The 16,375-nt window shown below is 69.2% G+C and carries 17 protein-coding genes; 12 read left to right on the top strand and 5 right to left on the bottom strand.

The features are described from left to right. Positions 1-6: 6 nt before the first annotated feature. From ING98_16030 to ING98_16015, 4 genes are read left to right on the top strand one after another with little or no spacing between them, the layout of a single operon-like run. Positions 7-1,887 carry a TolC family protein gene (locus ING98_16030; GenBank protein MCA3103375.1) on the top strand — a complete coding sequence of 627 codons (1,881 nt, stop codon included), beginning with the start codon at positions 7-9 and terminating at the stop codon, positions 1,885-1,887. Then, a complete protein-coding gene (locus ING98_16025; protein MCA3103374.1) occupies positions 1,884-2,702 on the top strand; it encodes an efflux RND transporter periplasmic adaptor subunit in 819 nt (272 codons plus the stop codon). The genes ING98_16030 and ING98_16025 overlap by 4 nt, the downstream gene beginning before the upstream one ends. Before the next feature lie 7 nt (positions 2,703-2,709). Next, on the top strand, positions 2,710-4,077 hold the full coding sequence (locus ING98_16020; protein ID MCA3103373.1) for an HlyD family efflux transporter periplasmic adaptor subunit: 1,368 nt from the start codon (positions 2,710-2,712) through the stop codon (positions 4,075-4,077). Beyond that, a complete protein-coding gene (locus ING98_16015; protein ID MCA3103372.1) occupies positions 4,071-6,215 on the top strand; it encodes an HlyD family efflux transporter periplasmic adaptor subunit in 2,145 nt (714 codons plus the stop codon). The genes ING98_16020 and ING98_16015 overlap by 7 nt, the downstream gene beginning before the upstream one ends. Positions 6,216-6,272: 57 nt before the next feature. On the opposite strand, the gene ING98_16010 is transcribed toward ING98_16015, so the two are convergent. Next, complete coding sequence (locus ING98_16010; GenBank protein MCA3103371.1) at positions 6,273-7,157, bottom strand: amidohydrolase family protein; 885 nt, start codon at positions 7,155-7,157, stop codon at positions 6,273-6,275. A 113-nt stretch (positions 7,158-7,270) separates the two neighbouring features. Here ING98_16010 and ING98_16005 point away from each other — a divergent pair, with 113 nt between their 5' ends. Next, positions 7,271-7,663 (top strand): cupin domain-containing protein, encoded by a 393-nt coding sequence (locus ING98_16005; GenBank protein ID MCA3103370.1) that lies wholly within the window; start codon positions 7,271-7,273, stop codon positions 7,661-7,663. Positions 7,664-7,693: 30 nt separating this feature from the next. On the opposite strand, the gene ING98_16000 is transcribed toward ING98_16005, so the two are convergent. Continuing rightward, positions 7,694-8,656 (bottom strand): acetyltransferase, encoded by a 963-nt coding sequence (locus ING98_16000; GenBank protein MCA3103369.1) that lies wholly within the window; start codon positions 8,654-8,656, stop codon positions 7,694-7,696. Positions 8,657-8,658: 2 nt separating this feature from the next. Between ING98_16000 and ING98_15995 the strand changes: the two genes are divergently transcribed. The 7 genes from ING98_15995 (at position 8,659) to ING98_15965 (ending at position 13,558) form a co-directional block, all read left to right on the top strand. Beyond that, a complete protein-coding gene (locus tag ING98_15995; protein ID MCA3103368.1) occupies positions 8,659-9,825 on the top strand; it encodes a VanZ family protein in 1,167 nt (388 codons plus the stop codon). An 89-nt stretch (positions 9,826-9,914) separates the two neighbouring features. Next, positions 9,915-10,223 (top strand): (2Fe-2S) ferredoxin domain-containing protein, encoded by a 309-nt coding sequence (locus ING98_15990; GenBank protein ID MCA3103367.1) that lies wholly within the window; start codon positions 9,915-9,917, stop codon positions 10,221-10,223. Between the two features lie 4 nt (positions 10,224-10,227). After that, on the top strand, positions 10,228-10,866 hold the full coding sequence (locus ING98_15985; protein ID MCA3103366.1) for an alpha/beta fold hydrolase: 639 nt from the start codon (positions 10,228-10,230) through the stop codon (positions 10,864-10,866). After that, positions 10,863-11,825 carry an ATP-binding cassette domain-containing protein gene (locus ING98_15980; protein ID MCA3103365.1) on the top strand — a complete coding sequence of 321 codons (963 nt, stop codon included), beginning with the start codon at positions 10,863-10,865 and terminating at the stop codon, positions 11,823-11,825. Before ING98_15985 ends, ING98_15980 begins: the two co-directional genes overlap by 4 nt. Positions 11,826-11,828: 3 nt before the next feature. Next, a complete protein-coding gene (locus tag ING98_15975; protein MCA3103364.1) occupies positions 11,829-12,647 on the top strand; it encodes an ABC transporter permease in 819 nt (272 codons plus the stop codon). Between the two features lie 28 nt (positions 12,648-12,675). Beyond that, positions 12,676-13,092, top strand: a complete 417-nt coding sequence (locus ING98_15970; protein ID MCA3103363.1) for a CopD family protein — start codon at positions 12,676-12,678, stop codon at positions 13,090-13,092. Between the two features lie 31 nt (positions 13,093-13,123). Then, positions 13,124-13,558 (top strand): HIRAN domain-containing protein, encoded by a 435-nt coding sequence (locus tag ING98_15965; protein ID MCA3103362.1) that lies wholly within the window; start codon positions 13,124-13,126, stop codon positions 13,556-13,558. Between the two features lie 37 nt (positions 13,559-13,595). Here ING98_15965 and ING98_15960 read toward each other — a convergent pair whose 3' ends face one another. The 3 genes from ING98_15960 to ING98_15950 form a co-directional block, all read right to left on the bottom strand. Beyond that, the gene (locus ING98_15960) at positions 13,596-14,003 is read right to left on the bottom strand and encodes a hypothetical protein (GenBank protein MCA3103361.1); all 408 of its coding nucleotides are present in this window, start codon (positions 14,001-14,003) and stop codon (positions 13,596-13,598) included. Further along, positions 14,000-14,497 carry a GAF domain-containing protein gene (locus ING98_15955; GenBank protein MCA3103360.1) on the bottom strand — a complete coding sequence of 166 codons (498 nt, stop codon included), beginning with the start codon at positions 14,495-14,497 and terminating at the stop codon, positions 14,000-14,002. Before ING98_15955 ends, ING98_15960 begins: the two co-directional genes overlap by 4 nt. 141 nt (positions 14,498-14,638) lie before the next feature. After that, the gene (locus ING98_15950; GenBank protein ID MCA3103359.1) at positions 14,639-16,363 is read right to left on the bottom strand and encodes an AMP-binding protein; all 1,725 of its coding nucleotides are present in this window, start codon (positions 16,361-16,363) and stop codon (positions 14,639-14,641) included. Positions 16,364-16,375: the final 12 nt, after the last annotated feature.

Raw genomic sequence — 16,375 nt, 5'->3', positions numbered from 1 at the left:
TACATGATGAGTGATCCGACCCGCAGATTCGCGCGATCCACCCGCTGGGCACTGGCCGGCGCAGTCGTCCTGGCCTTGTCCGGCTGCTCGATCGTTCCCGAGCGCCTGACGGCCGAGCAGATCGAAGAGCGGGTGCGCCGTGACCGCGATGCGATGTACGCCGACCAGGAAGTGCTCACCGAGCCGCTCACCTTCTCAGGTGCGCTGGCGCGGGCGCTCAAGTACAACCTCGACTACCGGCTCAAGCTGATGGAGATCGCGCTGTCGCAGGGGCTGTTCGACGTGTCTCGCGTGGATCTGCTGCCGCGGGTGGTCGCCGATGCCGGCTACCGGTCGCGCAGCAACGACTCCGGCGGCACCAGCATCGGCATCGAGGACCGGCTGGTCAGCCTGCGCCCGTCGACCGCCGAGGCGCGCGCCCTGAGCACGTCCCGGGCGGAGTTCTCATGGAACGTGCTCGATTTCGGCATCAGCTACTACCGCGCCAAGCAGGCAGCCGACGAGGTGAGCATCGCCGAGGAGCGGCGGCGCAAGGTCCTGCAGAACATCGTGCAGGACGTACGCAGCGCCTACTGGCGGGCAGCCGCGGCGCAGCGCCTGTCCGGCGAGGCCGATGCCCTGCTGGTGAAGATACGCTCGGCGATCGAGCGTTCGCGCGACGCCGAGCGCGCGGGCGTGCTGCCCCCAGTGCAGGCGTTGGCCTATCAGCGTGCCCTGCTCGACGCGATGACGCTGGTGAACCTGCGCCGCCAGGAGATGGAGTTCGCCCGCCGCGAACTGGCGGCGCTGATGAACGTGCGCCCCGGTATCGAGGTACGCATCGCCGATGTGGCCGAGCCGCCGCTGCTGGCCGTGCCGGTCGACATGCCCGCGCTGGAGCGCATGGCGCTCACCCGGCGGCCGGAACTGCTCGAGGAAGACTACCGGGCGCGCATCACCCAGAGCGAGGCGCGCCGGCAACTGGCTTCGTTGTTTCCCAACCTGAACATCTTCGCCGGCGCTAGCTACAACTCGAATCCGTACCTGTACAACAACGCCTGGTCCGATGCCGGCGCGAGCGTGTCGATCAACCTGATGCGGCTGACCGGCCTGCCCACGATGCGGCGGGCCAACGAGGCGCGCGCGCAGACCGACAGCGCCCGCCGCATGGCGCTGTCGATGGCGGTGATCACCCAGGTGCGGGTATCCGTGGAGCGCTACCGCCTGACCACGCTCGATCACGACCTTGCACGGGAGTCCACCCAGGTCGATCAGCGCCTGTCGGCGATCTCGCGCGCCAGCGCGGCGAGCCGCCTCGAGAGCGAACTCGAGGCACTGCGCACCGAGAGCCGTGCACTGGTTTCGCGCTACCAGCAGGCGACTGCCTACGCCGCCGCGCAGGCGGCCTTCGGGCGGGTGATGAACTCGCTCGGCATCGACCTGCTGCCCGGCGAGGTCCGCTCGGCCGAACTGCCCGACCTGCAGCGTGCGATCGAGACGTCGCTCACCGCCGGCGAGCGCGAGGCGTTTCGCATCGGGGTAGCCGAGGTGCCCGTGCAGCGGCCGGTGCGCGTGGCGATCGAGGGCCTGGGCGGGCAGGAAGATGAAGCCACCGTGCGCGAGTCGGTCGAACGCGTGCTCGCGCGCAGCCAGGTCGGCGTGCGTACGGCCGACGATGCTTTCCGGCTGTTGCTCGCGTTCACGTCGCCGCCGGCCGGTGGCGGCCGCGCCGCCTGGCGGATAGAGGTCGCCGATGCCGCGGGCAAGCCGGTGTTCGGCTCCGACTACACCAGCGTGCTGCCAGCAACCTCCGATGCGAAGACGATTTCGGCCTTCGCCGAAGCGGCAGTACTGTCGGTGATGGCGCGGCTGCGCGAAGCGTTGGGCGCGCGGGGCGTGGGCCGATGAATACCGACCGCGCGCCGGTGGATATCCCGACCGCATGGTGGACGGGCACGGTATGCGCCGTGCTGGTACTGGCGCTCGGGTACGGCGTGCCGGCGTTGGCGCAGGTGCCGGTACCAGTCGCGCCGGGGGATGCGGCGGGCCGGTTGCGCGCGACGGACATCGAAGTACGCCTGCTGGTGGTCGCCGACCAGGAGAGCGCGATGTCGGCGCCGGCTGCGGCCCGGGTGTCCGCAGTCGAGGTACGCCTGGGCGACGCGGTGGCCGCCGGTCGTCCGCTGGTGCGGTTCGAATGCGCCGAGGTGGAAGCGCGCCGAGAGGCGGCCGCTGCCGAGGCGAGTGCCGCGCGCCTGCAGCACGAGGCCAAGCTGCGCCTGCAGGGGCTGCAGTCGGCCGCCGAGATCGAGGTGTCAATGGCCGCGGCGGCAGTCGACCGGGCGCAGGCTCAGACACGGGTGATAGAGGCCCAGCTGGCGCAGTGCGTGGTGCGTGCGCCGTTCGACGGACGGGTGGCCCGCATCCACGTCCGGCCGGGCCAGAGCGTCACGGCTGGCGCGCCGATCATCGATGTGGTGGGCAGCGGTGCGGTCAGGGCAAGGGTGAATGCACCCTCGCGGTGGCTGGCCTGGCTCAAGCCGGGCGAGCGGCTCGACGCCGTGATCGACGAGACCGGGCGCCGTCACGCGATGCGCGTGGCACGCGTGGCAGGGCGGGTCGATGCAGTCAGCCAGACCATCGAACTCGAGATGACCTTCGAAGGCGGTGGCGCCGACCTGCTGCCCGGCATGAGCGGCCGGGTGGTCGTACCCCGGCGCTAGCTTCCGGATGCCGGTCGTCGATCAGGGTGCAGTCGTGCATCTGCGTCTCACCGCACAGATGCGGGAGGCGCGCGACCTGCCGGCGCTGAGCTTCGTGCTGTGCAACGAACTGCGTGCGCTGGTCGAGTACCGGCAGGCGGCCATCGTGGCCTGCGATGCGGCCGGACGCGGTACGCTGCTCGCGCACTCGGGCCTGGTCGCGGTGGATGCGGATACGCCGTTCGCGCTGTGGCTCGGCGAGATGGTGGATGCGCTGCGGCCGGCGCTGATCGGGCTGCCGTCCGATGCCGCCATGCTCGCCGCCGACGCGAGCAGCCTGCCGGCGCGGCTGGCCGATGGCTGGTCGGAGTGGCTGCCGCCGCACGCGCTGCTGCTGCCGCTGCGCGGACCGGATGCCGTCGTGCGCGCGGTGCTGGTGCTGGCTCGCGAGTCGCCCTGGCCGCAGGCGCTGGACGACGGGAGCCCATCCTGGTGGCTGGCGGCCGCCGCCGGCGCGGCCGGTCACGCATGGTGGGCGCTTGCGTCACGGCGGCCGCGCCTCGCCGAGCGCTGGCGCATGGCCGCGGGTTCAGGTCGCACCAGGATCGGGGTGCTCGCTGTCCTGTTGCTGCTGGCGGTGCCTGTACGCGAGTACTCGCTCGCGCCAGCCGAGGTGATTTCCCTGGCGAGCCAGGTCATCGCAGCGCCGCAGACCGGTGTGATCCGCACGATGCGCGTGCCGCCCAACACCCCGGTGCGCAAGGGCGATGTGCTCGCCGAGTTCGACGACACCAGCCTGCGCAGCCGCCTGTCGGTGGCGCGGGCATCGATGGCGACCACCCGGGCCGAGTTCCTGCAATCTTCGCAGCGCGCCTTCGACCGGCAGGAGGCGCGCGCCGAAGTCGGACAGGCCGAGGCGCGGGTGCGCGAGCGCGAGGCCGAGATCGCCGGCCTGACCGCGGAACTCGCGCGCCTGCAGGTGGTGGCGCCCGCCGATGGCGTGTTCGTCTACTCCCATCCCGATGACTGGGCCGGAAAGCCGGTGCAGACCGGCGAGCGCATCGGGCTGCTGAGCGATCCGGGGCAGCCGGGCATCCAGGCCTGGGTGCCGGTGGCCGATGCGATCAACCTGGCGCCGGGCGCACCGATGACGCTGTTCCTGCGGGTGGCGCCGTTGCAGCCCCTGTCGGGCAGCCTCGACCATGCGTCCTACCAGGTCGCCGACTCGCCCGAAGGCATTGCCGGCTACCGGGTGCGCGGGCGCCTGCAGGCCGGCAGCGAGGCCGTGCGTGTCGGGTTACGCGGCACGGTACGCATCGCGGGCGAATGGACCGTGCTCGGCTACCTGCTGTTGCGCCGGCCGCTGGCGGCCCTGCGCGAGTGGTGCGGATGCTGATTTCGGCCGTCGCTGCAGCGGAAGGGGCGATCCCGGTGGGGCGCCCTGCACAGGCGGCGCCCGTACCCTGGCCCGAGCTGCGGGAGGAACTGCGCCTGCACCGTGCCGGCGACAACCCCGACGGCTCGCCGGCCTGGCATGTCGCCGACCCGGTGGCCAACCGCTACTGCCGCATCGGCTGGCTGGAGTTCGAGATGCTGGCGCGCTGGCATCTCGGGGATGCCGCGCAGATCGCGGCGCAGATCCGCGCCGACACCGTCCTGCAGGTCGAGCCGGCCGATGTCGAGGCCTTCGCCGCATTCCTGCGTGCACAGCAGTTGCTGCGCGCGTTGCCGGCGCGGGTGCTGCCGCCGCGCTTCGGCTGGCGCTGGTGGCTGCAGCACTATCTGTTCGTGCGCATACCGCTGGTGCGCCCGGCACGCGTGCTGGCCTGGCTGGCACCCCGTCTGGGGATGCTCTGGACCCGCGGCTTCCTTTTACTGACCGTGTTCGCTGGCACGGCCGGACTGCTGCTCGCCGCGCGGCAATGGGACGAGGTGCGGGCGGGCGCGGGGGCGCTGCTGAGCTGGCAGGGCGGAGCCACGCTGCTCGTTGCGCTCGCCTTCTCCAAGCTGGTGCACGAACTGGCGCATGCACTCACCGCAACCCGGTACGGCGTGCGAGTGGGCCACATGGGCATCGCGCTGGTGGTGCTCTGGCCCATGGCCTATACCGATACCGGTGAAGGCTGGAAACTGATCCGTGCGCGCCACCGCATGGCGATCGCCAGCGCAGGCATCGTCGCCGAGCTGGCGCTGGCGGCGTGGGCGACGCTGGCATGGTGCCTGCTCCCCGATGGGCCCTTGCGCCACGCGCTTTTCCTGCTGGCGACCACCTCCTGGACCTGGACGCTGCTGGTCAATGCCAGCCCGTTCATGCGTTTCGACGGCTACTTCATCCTGTGCGACTGGCTCGATTTTCCGGCCCTGCACGAGCGTGCCGGTGCCCATGCACGCCGCTGGCTGCGGCGGGTCGTGCTCGGGCTGGAAGCACCGGTGCCCGAGAGCCTGCCGCCGGGCCGTGGCACGCTGCTGGTGGCCTTTGCGCTGGTTACCTGGCTCTACCGTCTGGTGGTGTTCGTCGGTATCGCGCTGCTGGTCTACCACCTGTTCTTCAAGGCGCTGGGCATCCTGCTGTTCGCGGTCGAGCTCTGGGTGTTCATCGGACGTCCGGTTGCCACCGAGCTGCGTGCGTGGTGGCAGCAGCGTGCAGCCGTGCGCCGATCGCGCGTCCTCGTGCTGCTGCTGGCCATCGGCCTGCCGCTGATCGCGCTGCTCCTGCCCTGGCCGACCCGTGTCCAGGCGCCTGGCGTGCTGCGCTCAGCGGGCGAGCAGGCGGTGTACGCCCCCTACGCCGGTCGCATCGAACGCCTGTCGGTGAGCGAGGGCCAGGCGGTGCAGGCTGGCGATGTACTCGCCGAGCTTCATGCGCCGCGCGAGGACGACGAGCGCCGGCGTGCGCTGGCGGTGGCCGAGGGTTACCGGCGTGCCGCTGGCGGCGCGGTCGGCCTTGATCAGGATGGCGCCGCGCGCCAGGTGATCGCCGATCGCCAGAGCCAGCGCTGGCGCGCCGAGGCCGGTGCGCGCGCCACCGAGCTCGCCCGCCTGCGCATCGTGGCCGAGCATACCGGCGCTGTTCGCGATGTCGACCCGCTGCTCGCTCCGGGCAGCTGGGTCGATGCCGCCACGCCGATTGCCTGGCTGGTTTACGCACGGGGCTGGCAGGTCGAGGCGCTGGTTGCCGAGGCCGATCTGTCGCGCATCGAGGCTGGCGCTGCCGTGACGGTGATCGTTGCCGGCAGTGGGCACCGGCTCTCCGGCCGCCTCACGGCGATCGATGGCGCACGCGTCCAGCGCCTGCCGCACCGGCTGCTCGCCGACGGCCACGGTGGTCCGGTCGAGGTCCTGCCTGCCGGGCCCGGCGGTGGTCTGGCACCGGTCGATGCGCTCTACCGGGTCGTGATCGAGGGCGATGACCCGCTGCCCGGCCGCGTCGCTGTCAGGCGTGTCGCCGTCCATATCGACGCCCGCCCGGACAGTCCGGGACGCCGCTGGCTGTCGGCCATCGCCGCGGCACTGTTCCGCCAGGGCGCATTCTGACCGATCGCCGCAGCGGTCCCGGCACTTCTGCGGGGCGAATCCGCCGGACGATCCGGCTCAGAACCCGTACAGCGCCGCCGCGTTATCCACCAGTATGCGGTTGCGCACCGCAACGTCGGGTACCCAGTGCCCGAGCAGGTCGGCGATGTCGCCGTCGTTGGGCATGCGCGTCTTCACGATCACATGCGGCCAGTCGGTGCCCCATACCAGCCGCTGTGGCGCGGCATCGACCAGCGCGAACGCGAAATCGTCGGTGTCCGGGTAGGGCATCTCGGTGCCGGTCAGGCGGTACGGGCCGGTCATCTTGGCCCATGCGACGCCGTCCTTCATCAGGCGCACCAGTGCCTGGAAGCCCGCGTCGGTGGTGCCCCTGCCGGTGGGTACGTAGCCGAGGTGGCCGAATACCACCGGCACCGGAAAGCCGGCGAGCTGACGGTCGAGGTCGGGGAACTCGTTCACGTGCATCAGGAACTCGACATGCCAGCCGAACGGCCTGACCTTTTTCGCCAGGCCAGTCAGGGCATCCAGGGGCAACTGGCCCTTGCCGCTCTTGAGGTCGACGATGTTGCAACGGACGCCGCGCACGCCGGCAGCGTCGAGCCGCTCGATCTCGGCCACCGGTATGTCGAACGGCACCACCGCCACGCCGCGCAGGCGCTTCGGATCGGCGGCCAGCGCATCGAGCATCGCGCGGTTGTCGACGTCATACACGCTCGGCTGTACCAGCACGGCACGCTCGCAGCCGAGGGTGTCCAGCATGTGACGGTATTCCGAGAGGAGGGCGTCGGGCGGGGTATAGATGCGCTCCGACCAGTACGGGTAGCGCGACGCCGGACCGCACACATGTGCATGTGTGTCGCAGGCATGCGCCGGGAACGGTACCTTCGGCGCGCGTGGGGCGGGGTCGTGCGGGATGCAGGTGGGGATCGTGCTGGCGGTCATCTGTCGGGGGGTGATCGGTTGGTCGAGCATGTCGCACAATACACCGGAGCCTGCCCGGCCTGCAGCGACGGGCGCAGCCTCGCCCCCTGTCCATCCACAGCCGGAGCCCCTGCATGAGCGCCGCCACACCCGATCTGCCGAGCCCGCATGCCGCGCTGTCCGCGCTCGCGTCGCGTTTCGTCGACGTCGAATCGCTGCCCTGGCGCGACACGCCTTCGCCGCTGATCCGGATGAAGGTGCTGCTGGAGGAGCCGTCCACCGGGCTGCTGACCGCGCTCTTCCACTGGGCACCGGGCGCGGTGCTCGGCGACCATGAACACGTGCGCATCGAGCAGTCCTACATTCTCGAAGGCGCGATCGAGGACGACGAGGGCGAGTGCACCGCCGGCAACTTCGTCTGGCGGCCAGCCGGCAGCCGGCATTCCGCGCGTTCGCCGAAGGGGGCACTGGTGCTGGCATTCTTCCTGGCACCCAACCGATTCTTTCCTGCAAAAGACAAGACCTGACCCCCATGTCGTGACCCCCATGTCGGTGTTCTAGCCGTGCCCGGGGTAGGCCCTCTCGAAGGCGGCGAGGAAGCGCGGCAGGTCCGAGTCCGGCAGAAGCTGGATGCCGGCGGCACGCGAGCGCCCGCCGCCGGTCTCGAATTGCCGACATAACGCGTCGGCTCCGGCCGGGATGCTGGCCGGCGCGCGCACGCTGACCAGGTAGCCGCCAGCGCGTACGGTGAGCACCGCGTGCGCGCGCATCGGGAATGCATTGGTGAGCTGGTTGCTGAAGAAGCCGGAGATACGGCGTGACCAGGCGGCATCGGGCAGGATGAATGCGGCACTGGATTCGCGCGCCATCGCGGGTTCCAGCTCGGTAGCGCGCGCGAGGTCGTCCGACAACGCGGTGCGCAGCACCTCGTACACCGGCTCGGCGACCACGAAATCGAGCGGGTTCTCGTACCGGCGCAGCGTCTCGTACAGCTCGTCTGGCTGGTAGTGAAGGTCGTCGAGCGATTCGCCGTACGCGTTGTAGTTCAGGCATTCGCCGAGCACACGCAGCGTATGCATCTGCATGTCGTTCATCTCGAGCGGTTCGGCTGCCTTCCACGCCGCTTCGCGCAGGTTGTCGCCGAATGCCGCGACCACCGCCCATGCGCGATACTTGCCGTTCAGGAAACGGTCGACGATCAGGCTGGTGCAGGTGTCGGCAGAGCCGTCGATGTGCGCCCGGAAACCCGGACGCTGCGGGATGGTGCCGGCGAAATGGTGGTCGAAGTAGCGCACCCGCGCGCCCGCATCGAGCGCGCGCATCAACGCTTCGCGATTGATCTCGAGCGAGATGTCGAACACGGTGATCTCGTCGCCGCGCCCGGCCTCCACCCGCGCCAGCAGCTCTATGTCGCGCTTGGTGCCGGTGACCAGGATCGCTTCGCGCGGCTCGGCGAGGCGCAGCTGGTGCAACGCGCACAGGCCATCCGCATCGCCATTGAAAACGTCATAGAATTTCATCGATGAATCCTGCGGGGCCGGATACTGAAGTCGTTACGCACGTCGTCACGGATTTCCGGCTCGATCAGGCGCGGGAAAGCCGGCTCGCGTTGTATTGCGCCGGAGCTTACCTGCTGGTCATCGTCTATGCGAGCCTGTCTCCGTTCACCGGCTGGGCGACGCCCGGCGTGCCGCCGCTGGCCTTTCTCGATGAGCCGTGGCCGCGCCGCTGGCAGCGTTTCGACCTGTTCATCAACGGCGCTGCCTACCTGCCGCTGGGCCTGCTGCTGACGCTGGCGACCATGCGCTGGATGAGGCCGGTGTTTGCGGTGCTGCTGGCGACGCTGGCCGGCGCCGCGCTCAGCTTCGCCCTGGAGACGGCGCAGATGTACCTGCCGGGCCGGGTCGCCTCCAGCGTCGACCTGTTGCTCAACGCCACTGGCACGCTGCTCGGGACGCTGCTCGCCGTGCGCACCGGGCGCATGCCGTTCTGGGCGAGTGTGCGCGATCTGCGCCGCCGCTGGTGTCTGCCGGGACGGGTCGCCGAGCCGGGTCTGGCCCTGGTGGCGTTGTGGTTCCTGACCCAGCTCGATCCGTCCCTGCCGCTGATGTCGCTGCGCGCGCTGCCGGCGACGGTGCCTATCCCGGGCACCGGCTTCATTCCGCCGCGCGAGTTCTCCGTCGGTTCCGCACTCGCCGTGGCGGTGAATACCTTTGCGGTCGGCCTGTTCGTGATGGCCCTGATGCGCCGTCGCTGGCATGCGCTGGTCGCCATGCTGTCGCTGCTGGCGATGGCCGTGCTGATCAAGTTCGGCGCGGGCCTCGCGATGCTGAAGGCCGAGGCGGCCTTCATCTGGCTGTCGGACGAGGTCCTCGCCGGGATCGGCGCCGGCGCCGCGCTCGCGGCGGTGATGGTTGCGCTGCCCCGGATGGCGGTGGCCGGCGTCGGCATCTTCGTGCTGTGCTGTTCGTTCGTGTCGATCCACCTGTACGAGAATCCACTGCAGCCGCTCGAGGCCCTGTGGCCTTTCCGCTGGAACTACGGTCAGCTGCTCAACTACACCGGGCTCGCGCGCACGGTTGCCGAGCTGTGGCCGCTGGCGGCCGCGGCGTACCTGTTCCGGCTGCGGCGGCTGTTGCGCAGGGGTGCATTGCCCGGGATTGCGCCTGCTGCCGGTCCTGCGCGCTGAGCGCCGGTGTCCCGGCGGATCGCCTCGCAGATCGATGTGCTGGTGTGATGCCCTGGCTATAATGAGCGTCTATCCACGCGGACTTGCCGATGAGCCACTATCGCCACCATGTCTTCTTCTGCTGCAACCAGCGTGAATCCGGCGCTGCGTGCTGCAACGACCACGGTGCGTCCGAGGTGCGCGATTACGCAAAGAAGCGGGTGAAGGCGCTCGGCCTGTCGGGCGAGGGCAAGGTCCGGGTGAACATGGCCGGCTGCCTGGACCGCTGCGAACTCGGCCCGGTGCTGGTCGTCTACCCGGAGGCAGTCTGGTACACCTATGTCGACCGCGGCGACATCGACGAGATCATCGACGAGCACCTGCTGAACGGTCGCCCGGTGGAGCGGTTGCGAGTCTGATGCCATGAAGCCATCGACGCTGAGCCGCTTCGACGTCCGCGGCGCGGCGGGCCGGATCGAAGTCAAGCTGAACGACCCTGGGCCGGATCGTCGCGGTATCGCGCTGATCGCGCATCCGCACCCGCTGTTTGGCGGCACCAACGAGAACAAGGTCGTGACCACGCTGGCGCGCGTGTTCTTCGATGCGGGGCACGTGGTGGCCCGTCCGAACTTCCGCGGTGTCGGCGAGTCTGAGGGGACGCACGACGAGGGCAACGGCGAGGCCGAAGACCTGGCGCTGGTGATGGATGCACTGCGTACGCGCTTCGGACCGCTGCCGGCAGTCGTGGCCGGCTTTTCGTTCGGTGGTTTCGTCGCGAGCCGGCTTGCCGCACGGGCGGACGCAGCCGGCGATCCGTTCTCTCTGGTGGTGCTGGTCGCACCCGCAGTCGGCCGCTTCGAGGTGGGGCCGGTGAGCCCGTCCACCGTGGTGATCCATGGCGAGGACGACGACGTGGTGCCGCTGCGTTCGGTACTAGACTGGGCGCGGCCCCAGGAACTGCCGGTCTCGCTGGTGCCCGGTACCGGCCATTTCTTCCACGGTCGGCTGCCGGTGCTGGCCCGGCTGGTGCGACGTGCGCTGGCGAGCGCCGGCGTCGAATGAACCCTGTACCCGAGGTGCAGCACCCGGCGCCGGCGAGTGCCGTTGCGCCCACGATCGCCCGGATCACCGGCCTGCGCAAGTCGTACGGCGACCGCGAGGTGGTCGCTGGCGTGGACCTCGAACTGCGGGCCGGCGAGTGCTTCGGGCTGCTCGGCCCGAACGGTGCCGGGAAGACCACGACGCTCAAGCTCTGCCTCGGGCTGGCCGAGCCGGATGCCGGGTCGATCGACCTGTTCGGTTTCGAACTGCCGCGCCAGGCGCGCGAGGCACGGCAGCGGGTCGGCGTGGTGCCGCAGATCGACAGCCTCGATCCCGACTTCACCGTGCGCGAAAACCTGCTGGTGTTCGGACGCTACTTCGGCCTGTCCGATGCACACGTGAAGGCGCGCATCCCGGAACTGCTGGAGTTCGCCAACCTGGCCGGCCGCGGCGACGCGAAGATCCAGGCGCTGTCCGGCGGCATGAAGCGCCGGTTGACCCTGGCGCGCGCCCTGGTCAACGACCCTGACCTCGTGATCCTCGACGAACCCACCACCGGGCTCGACCCGCAGGCACGCCACGTGATCTGGGATCGGCTCAAGCAGCTCACCGCCCAGGGCAAGACGCTGCTGCTGACCACGCATTTCATGGAAGAGGCCGAGCGCCTGTGTACCCGTCTGTCGGTACTCGACCAGGGCCGGGTCATCGCCACCGGCGAGCCACGCGCGCTGATCGCCGAGCACATCGAGCCGCAGGTGGTCGAGGTGTACGGCGATGGCATCGACGAGTGGGCATCGAAGCACGCGAAGCCGGACAGCGAGCGCTGCGAGCGCACCGGCGAGACCGTGTTCTGCTACGCCCACGACGCGGCGCCGCTGGTTGCAAGCCTCGCCGGCTGGCCGGGCTTGCGCCACCTGCATCGGCCGGCCAACCTGGAAGACCTGTTCCTGAAGCTCACCGGCCGCGAGATGCGCGACTGAACGATGGCGACCCTGCACGATCCCGCCGGCGCGCCGGGGCGCAGTTCGCCCTGGCGGCTACCCTCGTTCAGCCTGCGCTGCCTGCATGTCTGGCGGCGCAACTTCCTGGTCTGGCGCAAGCTGGCGATCCCGTCGATGCTGGGCAACTTCGCAGACCCGGCGTTCTACATGCTGGCGCTCGGCTACGGGCTCGGGTCGCTGATCCCGGCGATCGACGGGTTGCCGTACATCGCCTTCCTCGCCGCCGGCACGATCTGCTACAGCACGATGAACACCGCGACCTTCGAGGCGCTGTACTCCGCGTTCTCGCGGATGCACGTGCAGCGCACCTGGGACGCGATCCTGAATGCACCGCTGTCGCTCGATGACATCGTCACCGGCGAGGCGCTCTGGGCGGCGACCAAGAGCCTGTTCTCGGGCGCGGCCATCCTGGTCGTGGTCTGGCTGCTCGGTCTGGCGCAGTCGTGGATGGTGCTCTGGCTGATACCGCTCGCGCTGCTGGTGGGCCTGTGCTTTGCCAGCCTGGGGCTGATCGTCACCGCGCTCTCCCCGAGCTACGACTTCTTCATGTACTACTTCACGCTGGTGGTCACGCCGATGATGCTGGTGTGCGGCGTATTCTTTCCGGTCGGCCAGCTGCCCGACTGGTTGCAGGGTGTGTCCGCCGCGCTGCCGTTGACCCATGCGGTGGCGATTGCGCGCCCGCTGCTCGCCGGCGAGGTGCCCGGGCAGTTGCTGCTGCACGTCGCGGTGCTGGCGGGTTACGGCCTCGTAGCCTTCCATATCGCGCTGGTACTGGCGCGCCGGCGGCTGTTACGCTGAAGTCCTTCCATCGCTCGACCCTGCCGACATGCTCTGGATCAAGGCCTTCCACATCATCTTCGTCACCAGCTGGTTCGCCGGGCTGTTCTACCTGCCGCGCATCTTCGTGAACCTTGCGATGGTTCCTGCCGGCAGTACGGCGGAGCGTGACCGGCTGCTGCTGATGGCGCACAAGCTCTACCGGTTCATGACGCCGCTGGGCGTGCTGGCGCTGGTGTTCGGGTCGGCGCTATGGCTGGCCTACGGCTTCGGCGGTGGCTGGCTGCATGTGAAGCTCGCGCTGACCGTGCTGCTGGTCGTCTATCACCTGTGGTGCGGCCGGGTGCTCGCAGTGTTCAAGGCCGGCGGCAACCGGCGCGGCCATGTGTTCTACCGGTGGATGAACGAACTGCCGGTGCTGGTGCTGTTCGCCGTGGTGCTGCTGGTGGTGGTCAAGCCGTTCTGAGGTCCGGCGCAGGATCCTGGCTCCGAATCCGATGCGGCTGCCGACAGCCCTGCCTGCGCTGTGCCTGGTGGCATCGCTGGGCACTGCTGCCGCGGCGCCGCCGTTGCAGGCTGCACCGACCGCGACCGCCATCGAGGCGATGATCGTCGTGCGCAGTTCTCCGCTGGCGGGCTTCCAGTTCCACGCGGCCGAAGCGCTGTTCGCGCAGATGCAGGTCGGCGACCGGCTGGCGCTGGTGCGCGAAGCGGACAATCCGCACGACCGGAACGCAGTCCGTGTCGACTGGCGACAGGTGAAGCTCGGTTACGTACCCCGGCGCGACAACCCGCAGGTCGCACGGCAGATCGACCTCGGGGCTGCGCTCGAGGCACGTATCTCGAAGCTTCGCGCGGCACGCAATCCGTGGGACCGGATCGAGTTCGAGGTAGTGCTGCTGCTGCCGAAGCAGGTGGGAAAGCAGCAGTGATCGCCTCGTCGTCTTGCCAGCCGGAGCGACCGCCCGGTCAGCCCCGACCAGCCTGCACGAGCCTGCCGATCAGGTCGAGCACACCGCGGGCCGAGCAGGCGCCGTGCAGTGTCTCGCGCACGCCCAGGGAAGACAGCCGGGCCGCATCGGCGTCCTGGCCGTGTTCGATGAGCAGGGCGACCGGCGTCGAGGCCGCCGAGGGGTACTGTCCGCAGCGCAGGAGCGTCACCAGGTCCATCGCATCGCCCTCGCTGTCCAGGGCGATCACGAGGGCGGCGAAAGGCTGCGCGTCCATCTCGCAGACCGCCGCGTGCACGTCAGGCGTGTCGTGAACGCGCGCGAGCCCCAGTTCGCGCGCCACCTGCACGACCGTCCGTCTCCGGAGCGTGTCGCGATCGGCCAGGAGTACATCCGGCGCGATATCTGAAGCGATCGGCACGCTCACGGTTCACGGGCCTGGCGCATCAGTTCCTCGACCGTCACCTCGCCCAGCGAAGCCAGGATGGCCTGGTCGATCCGGGAGAACGTGCGCGGTTCGGTGTCGATCACGCACAGCGTGCCTACGCGCATGCCCCCCGGGAGGATCAGCGGGGCACCGGCGTAGAAGCGGATGAACGGGTCGCCGGTCACCAGCGGATTGTCGGCGAAACGCGCATCGAGCCTGGCGTCCTCGATCACGAACACCCCGGAGCCTTCGATCGCATGGCCGCAGAACGAGATGTCACGAGCGGTTTCGCAGGCATCGATCCCGGTACGCGACTTGAACCACTGGCGATTTTCATCGACCAGACTCACCAGCGCCACGGAGACGCCGAACTCGCCGGCGGCAAAGCGGGTGATGCAGTCGAAGCGCTCTTCGGGGGGCGTGTCGAGCACGAGCAGCGCACGCAGGGCGAGCAAACGCCGTTCTTCATCGATCGGGATGGGGGCGGGTGTCATGGAGATTCCGTTTCGCGGCCTGTACGGAAGTGGCTCCGTTACAACGGCGCGATCGGGTAGTGCTTGAGGCCGATCGGCGAAAATAGAACTGCCGGATCGCACCAGGGGGGCGTGCGGTCGTCCGTTGTCCGCTCGTGCGCTTCAGTCGTCCATGTCCCGGCCGTAGATCGCATCGATCGAGTGCGCGAAGCGCTGCATGACCACCGGGCGCTTCACCTTGAGGGTCGGGGTCAGCATGCCGTTCTCGATGGTCCAGGGTTCCGTCACCGCGATCACCCGCCGCACGCGCACGTAGCGCGGCAGGTCCTTCAACTGCTGGTTCGCCAGCCGCACCAGTTTCTTCTCATCGGTATCCTGGGTCACCGCGATCAACGTCAGGAAATGGCGCCCCTCGCCGACCAGCATCACCTGCTCGAATACGGGGTTGTCGAGCAGCGCAGCCTCGGCTTCCTCGGGCGGGAATTTCTCTCCGTTGGACAGCACGATGATGTCCTTCGAGCGTCCGCGGATGTAGATCTTTCCGGCGTGGATCTCGACGATGTCGCCGGTGCTGAGCCACCCGTCTGGGGACAGCACCCTGGCCGTGGCCTCCGGGTTGCGCCAGTAGCCCTGCATCACCGACGGTCCGCGCACCAGCAGTTCGCCCGTGTCGGACAGGCGCGATTCCAGTCCGTCGAGCAACTGCCCGACCGAACCGGGATCGTTGTCGTCCTCGCGGTTGCCGGCGATCACGGGGGAGGCTTCGGTCATGCCGTAGCCCTGGATCATCTTCAGGCCGAGGCCGATGAATGTCCGGGCGATTCGCAGTTCGAGCTTCGCCCCACCGGCGGCGGCGAGGCGCAGCCGGCCACCCAGCCTGGCGAGGATGGGCGCGGCCACCAGGGGCTGCAGCCGCGCGTAGGCGATCCGCTCGAACAGGTTTGCCTGGCCGAGGAACACCTTCCATCCGCACTGTACGGTCATCCGGAACAGCGTACGCTTGACCACCGAGCCGGCGACCGCCTGTTCGATGCGCCCGAGGAAGCGTTCGAACAGTCTCGGTACCGCTACCAGGAGCGTGGGCTGCACCGCAGCGAGGTCGTCGCCGAGTTGCTGGATGCCGCGCGCGTAGGCGACGCAGACCCCGGCCCGCAGCATCAGGTAGCAGCCGCATGTGCGCTCGAACATGTGCGACATCGGCAGCACCGACAGCGAGGTGTCGGTGTCGCGCAGGCCGATCACCTTCGAACTTGCCTCGACATTGGCGAGGATGTTCGAATGCCCCAGCTTCACGCCCTTGGGCCGGCCGGTGGTTCCCGAGGTGTAGACGATGGTCGCCAGTGCGTCGGGCTCGAGCGGCTGTACCTCGAAAGGCGGTGCCGCCTGCGGCAGGAAGGTGGCGACGCTGTCGACAGGACCCGGCGCGGAATGTCCTGGCGCCAGCGCTGCGGGCGCCGGTGCTTCGATGCAGACCACGGCGGGCATGGCCGCCATCAACTCGCGCAACCGCGGCAGGGCCCGCGGTGTGTCCAGCACCAGCAGCCGTGCCTCCGAGTTGCCGATGCACCAGGCGATGTTCTCTGCATTGTCGATCACGTACAGCGGCACCACGACCAGTCCCATGCCCAATGCAGCCTGGTCGATCGCAACCCACTGCACGCTGTTCTTCAGGCAGATCGCGATGCGGTCGCCCTTCTCGAAGCCCCGGATGCGGAAGGCCTCCTGCCAGCGTGCGGCGAGGGCGATTACCTGCGCGGCCGTATAATCGTGCCACGCCGCAGCCGCTTCTCCGTTGCCACCGGCTGTCGGGTCCGTTTCCCATTGCCGGTACAGCACCTTGTCCGGCGTGCCCGCATGACGCTGCAGCAGCTGTGCGAGGTTGTTCATTCTGGCGTTCCT

This window comes from Rhodocyclaceae bacterium, assembly GCA_020248265.1.
Taxonomy (GTDB): Bacteria; Pseudomonadota; Gammaproteobacteria; order Burkholderiales; family CAIKXV01; genus CAIKXV01.
Note: the sequence above shows the minus strand (reverse complement) of the source record. Positions and strands in the feature narration are given on the sequence as shown.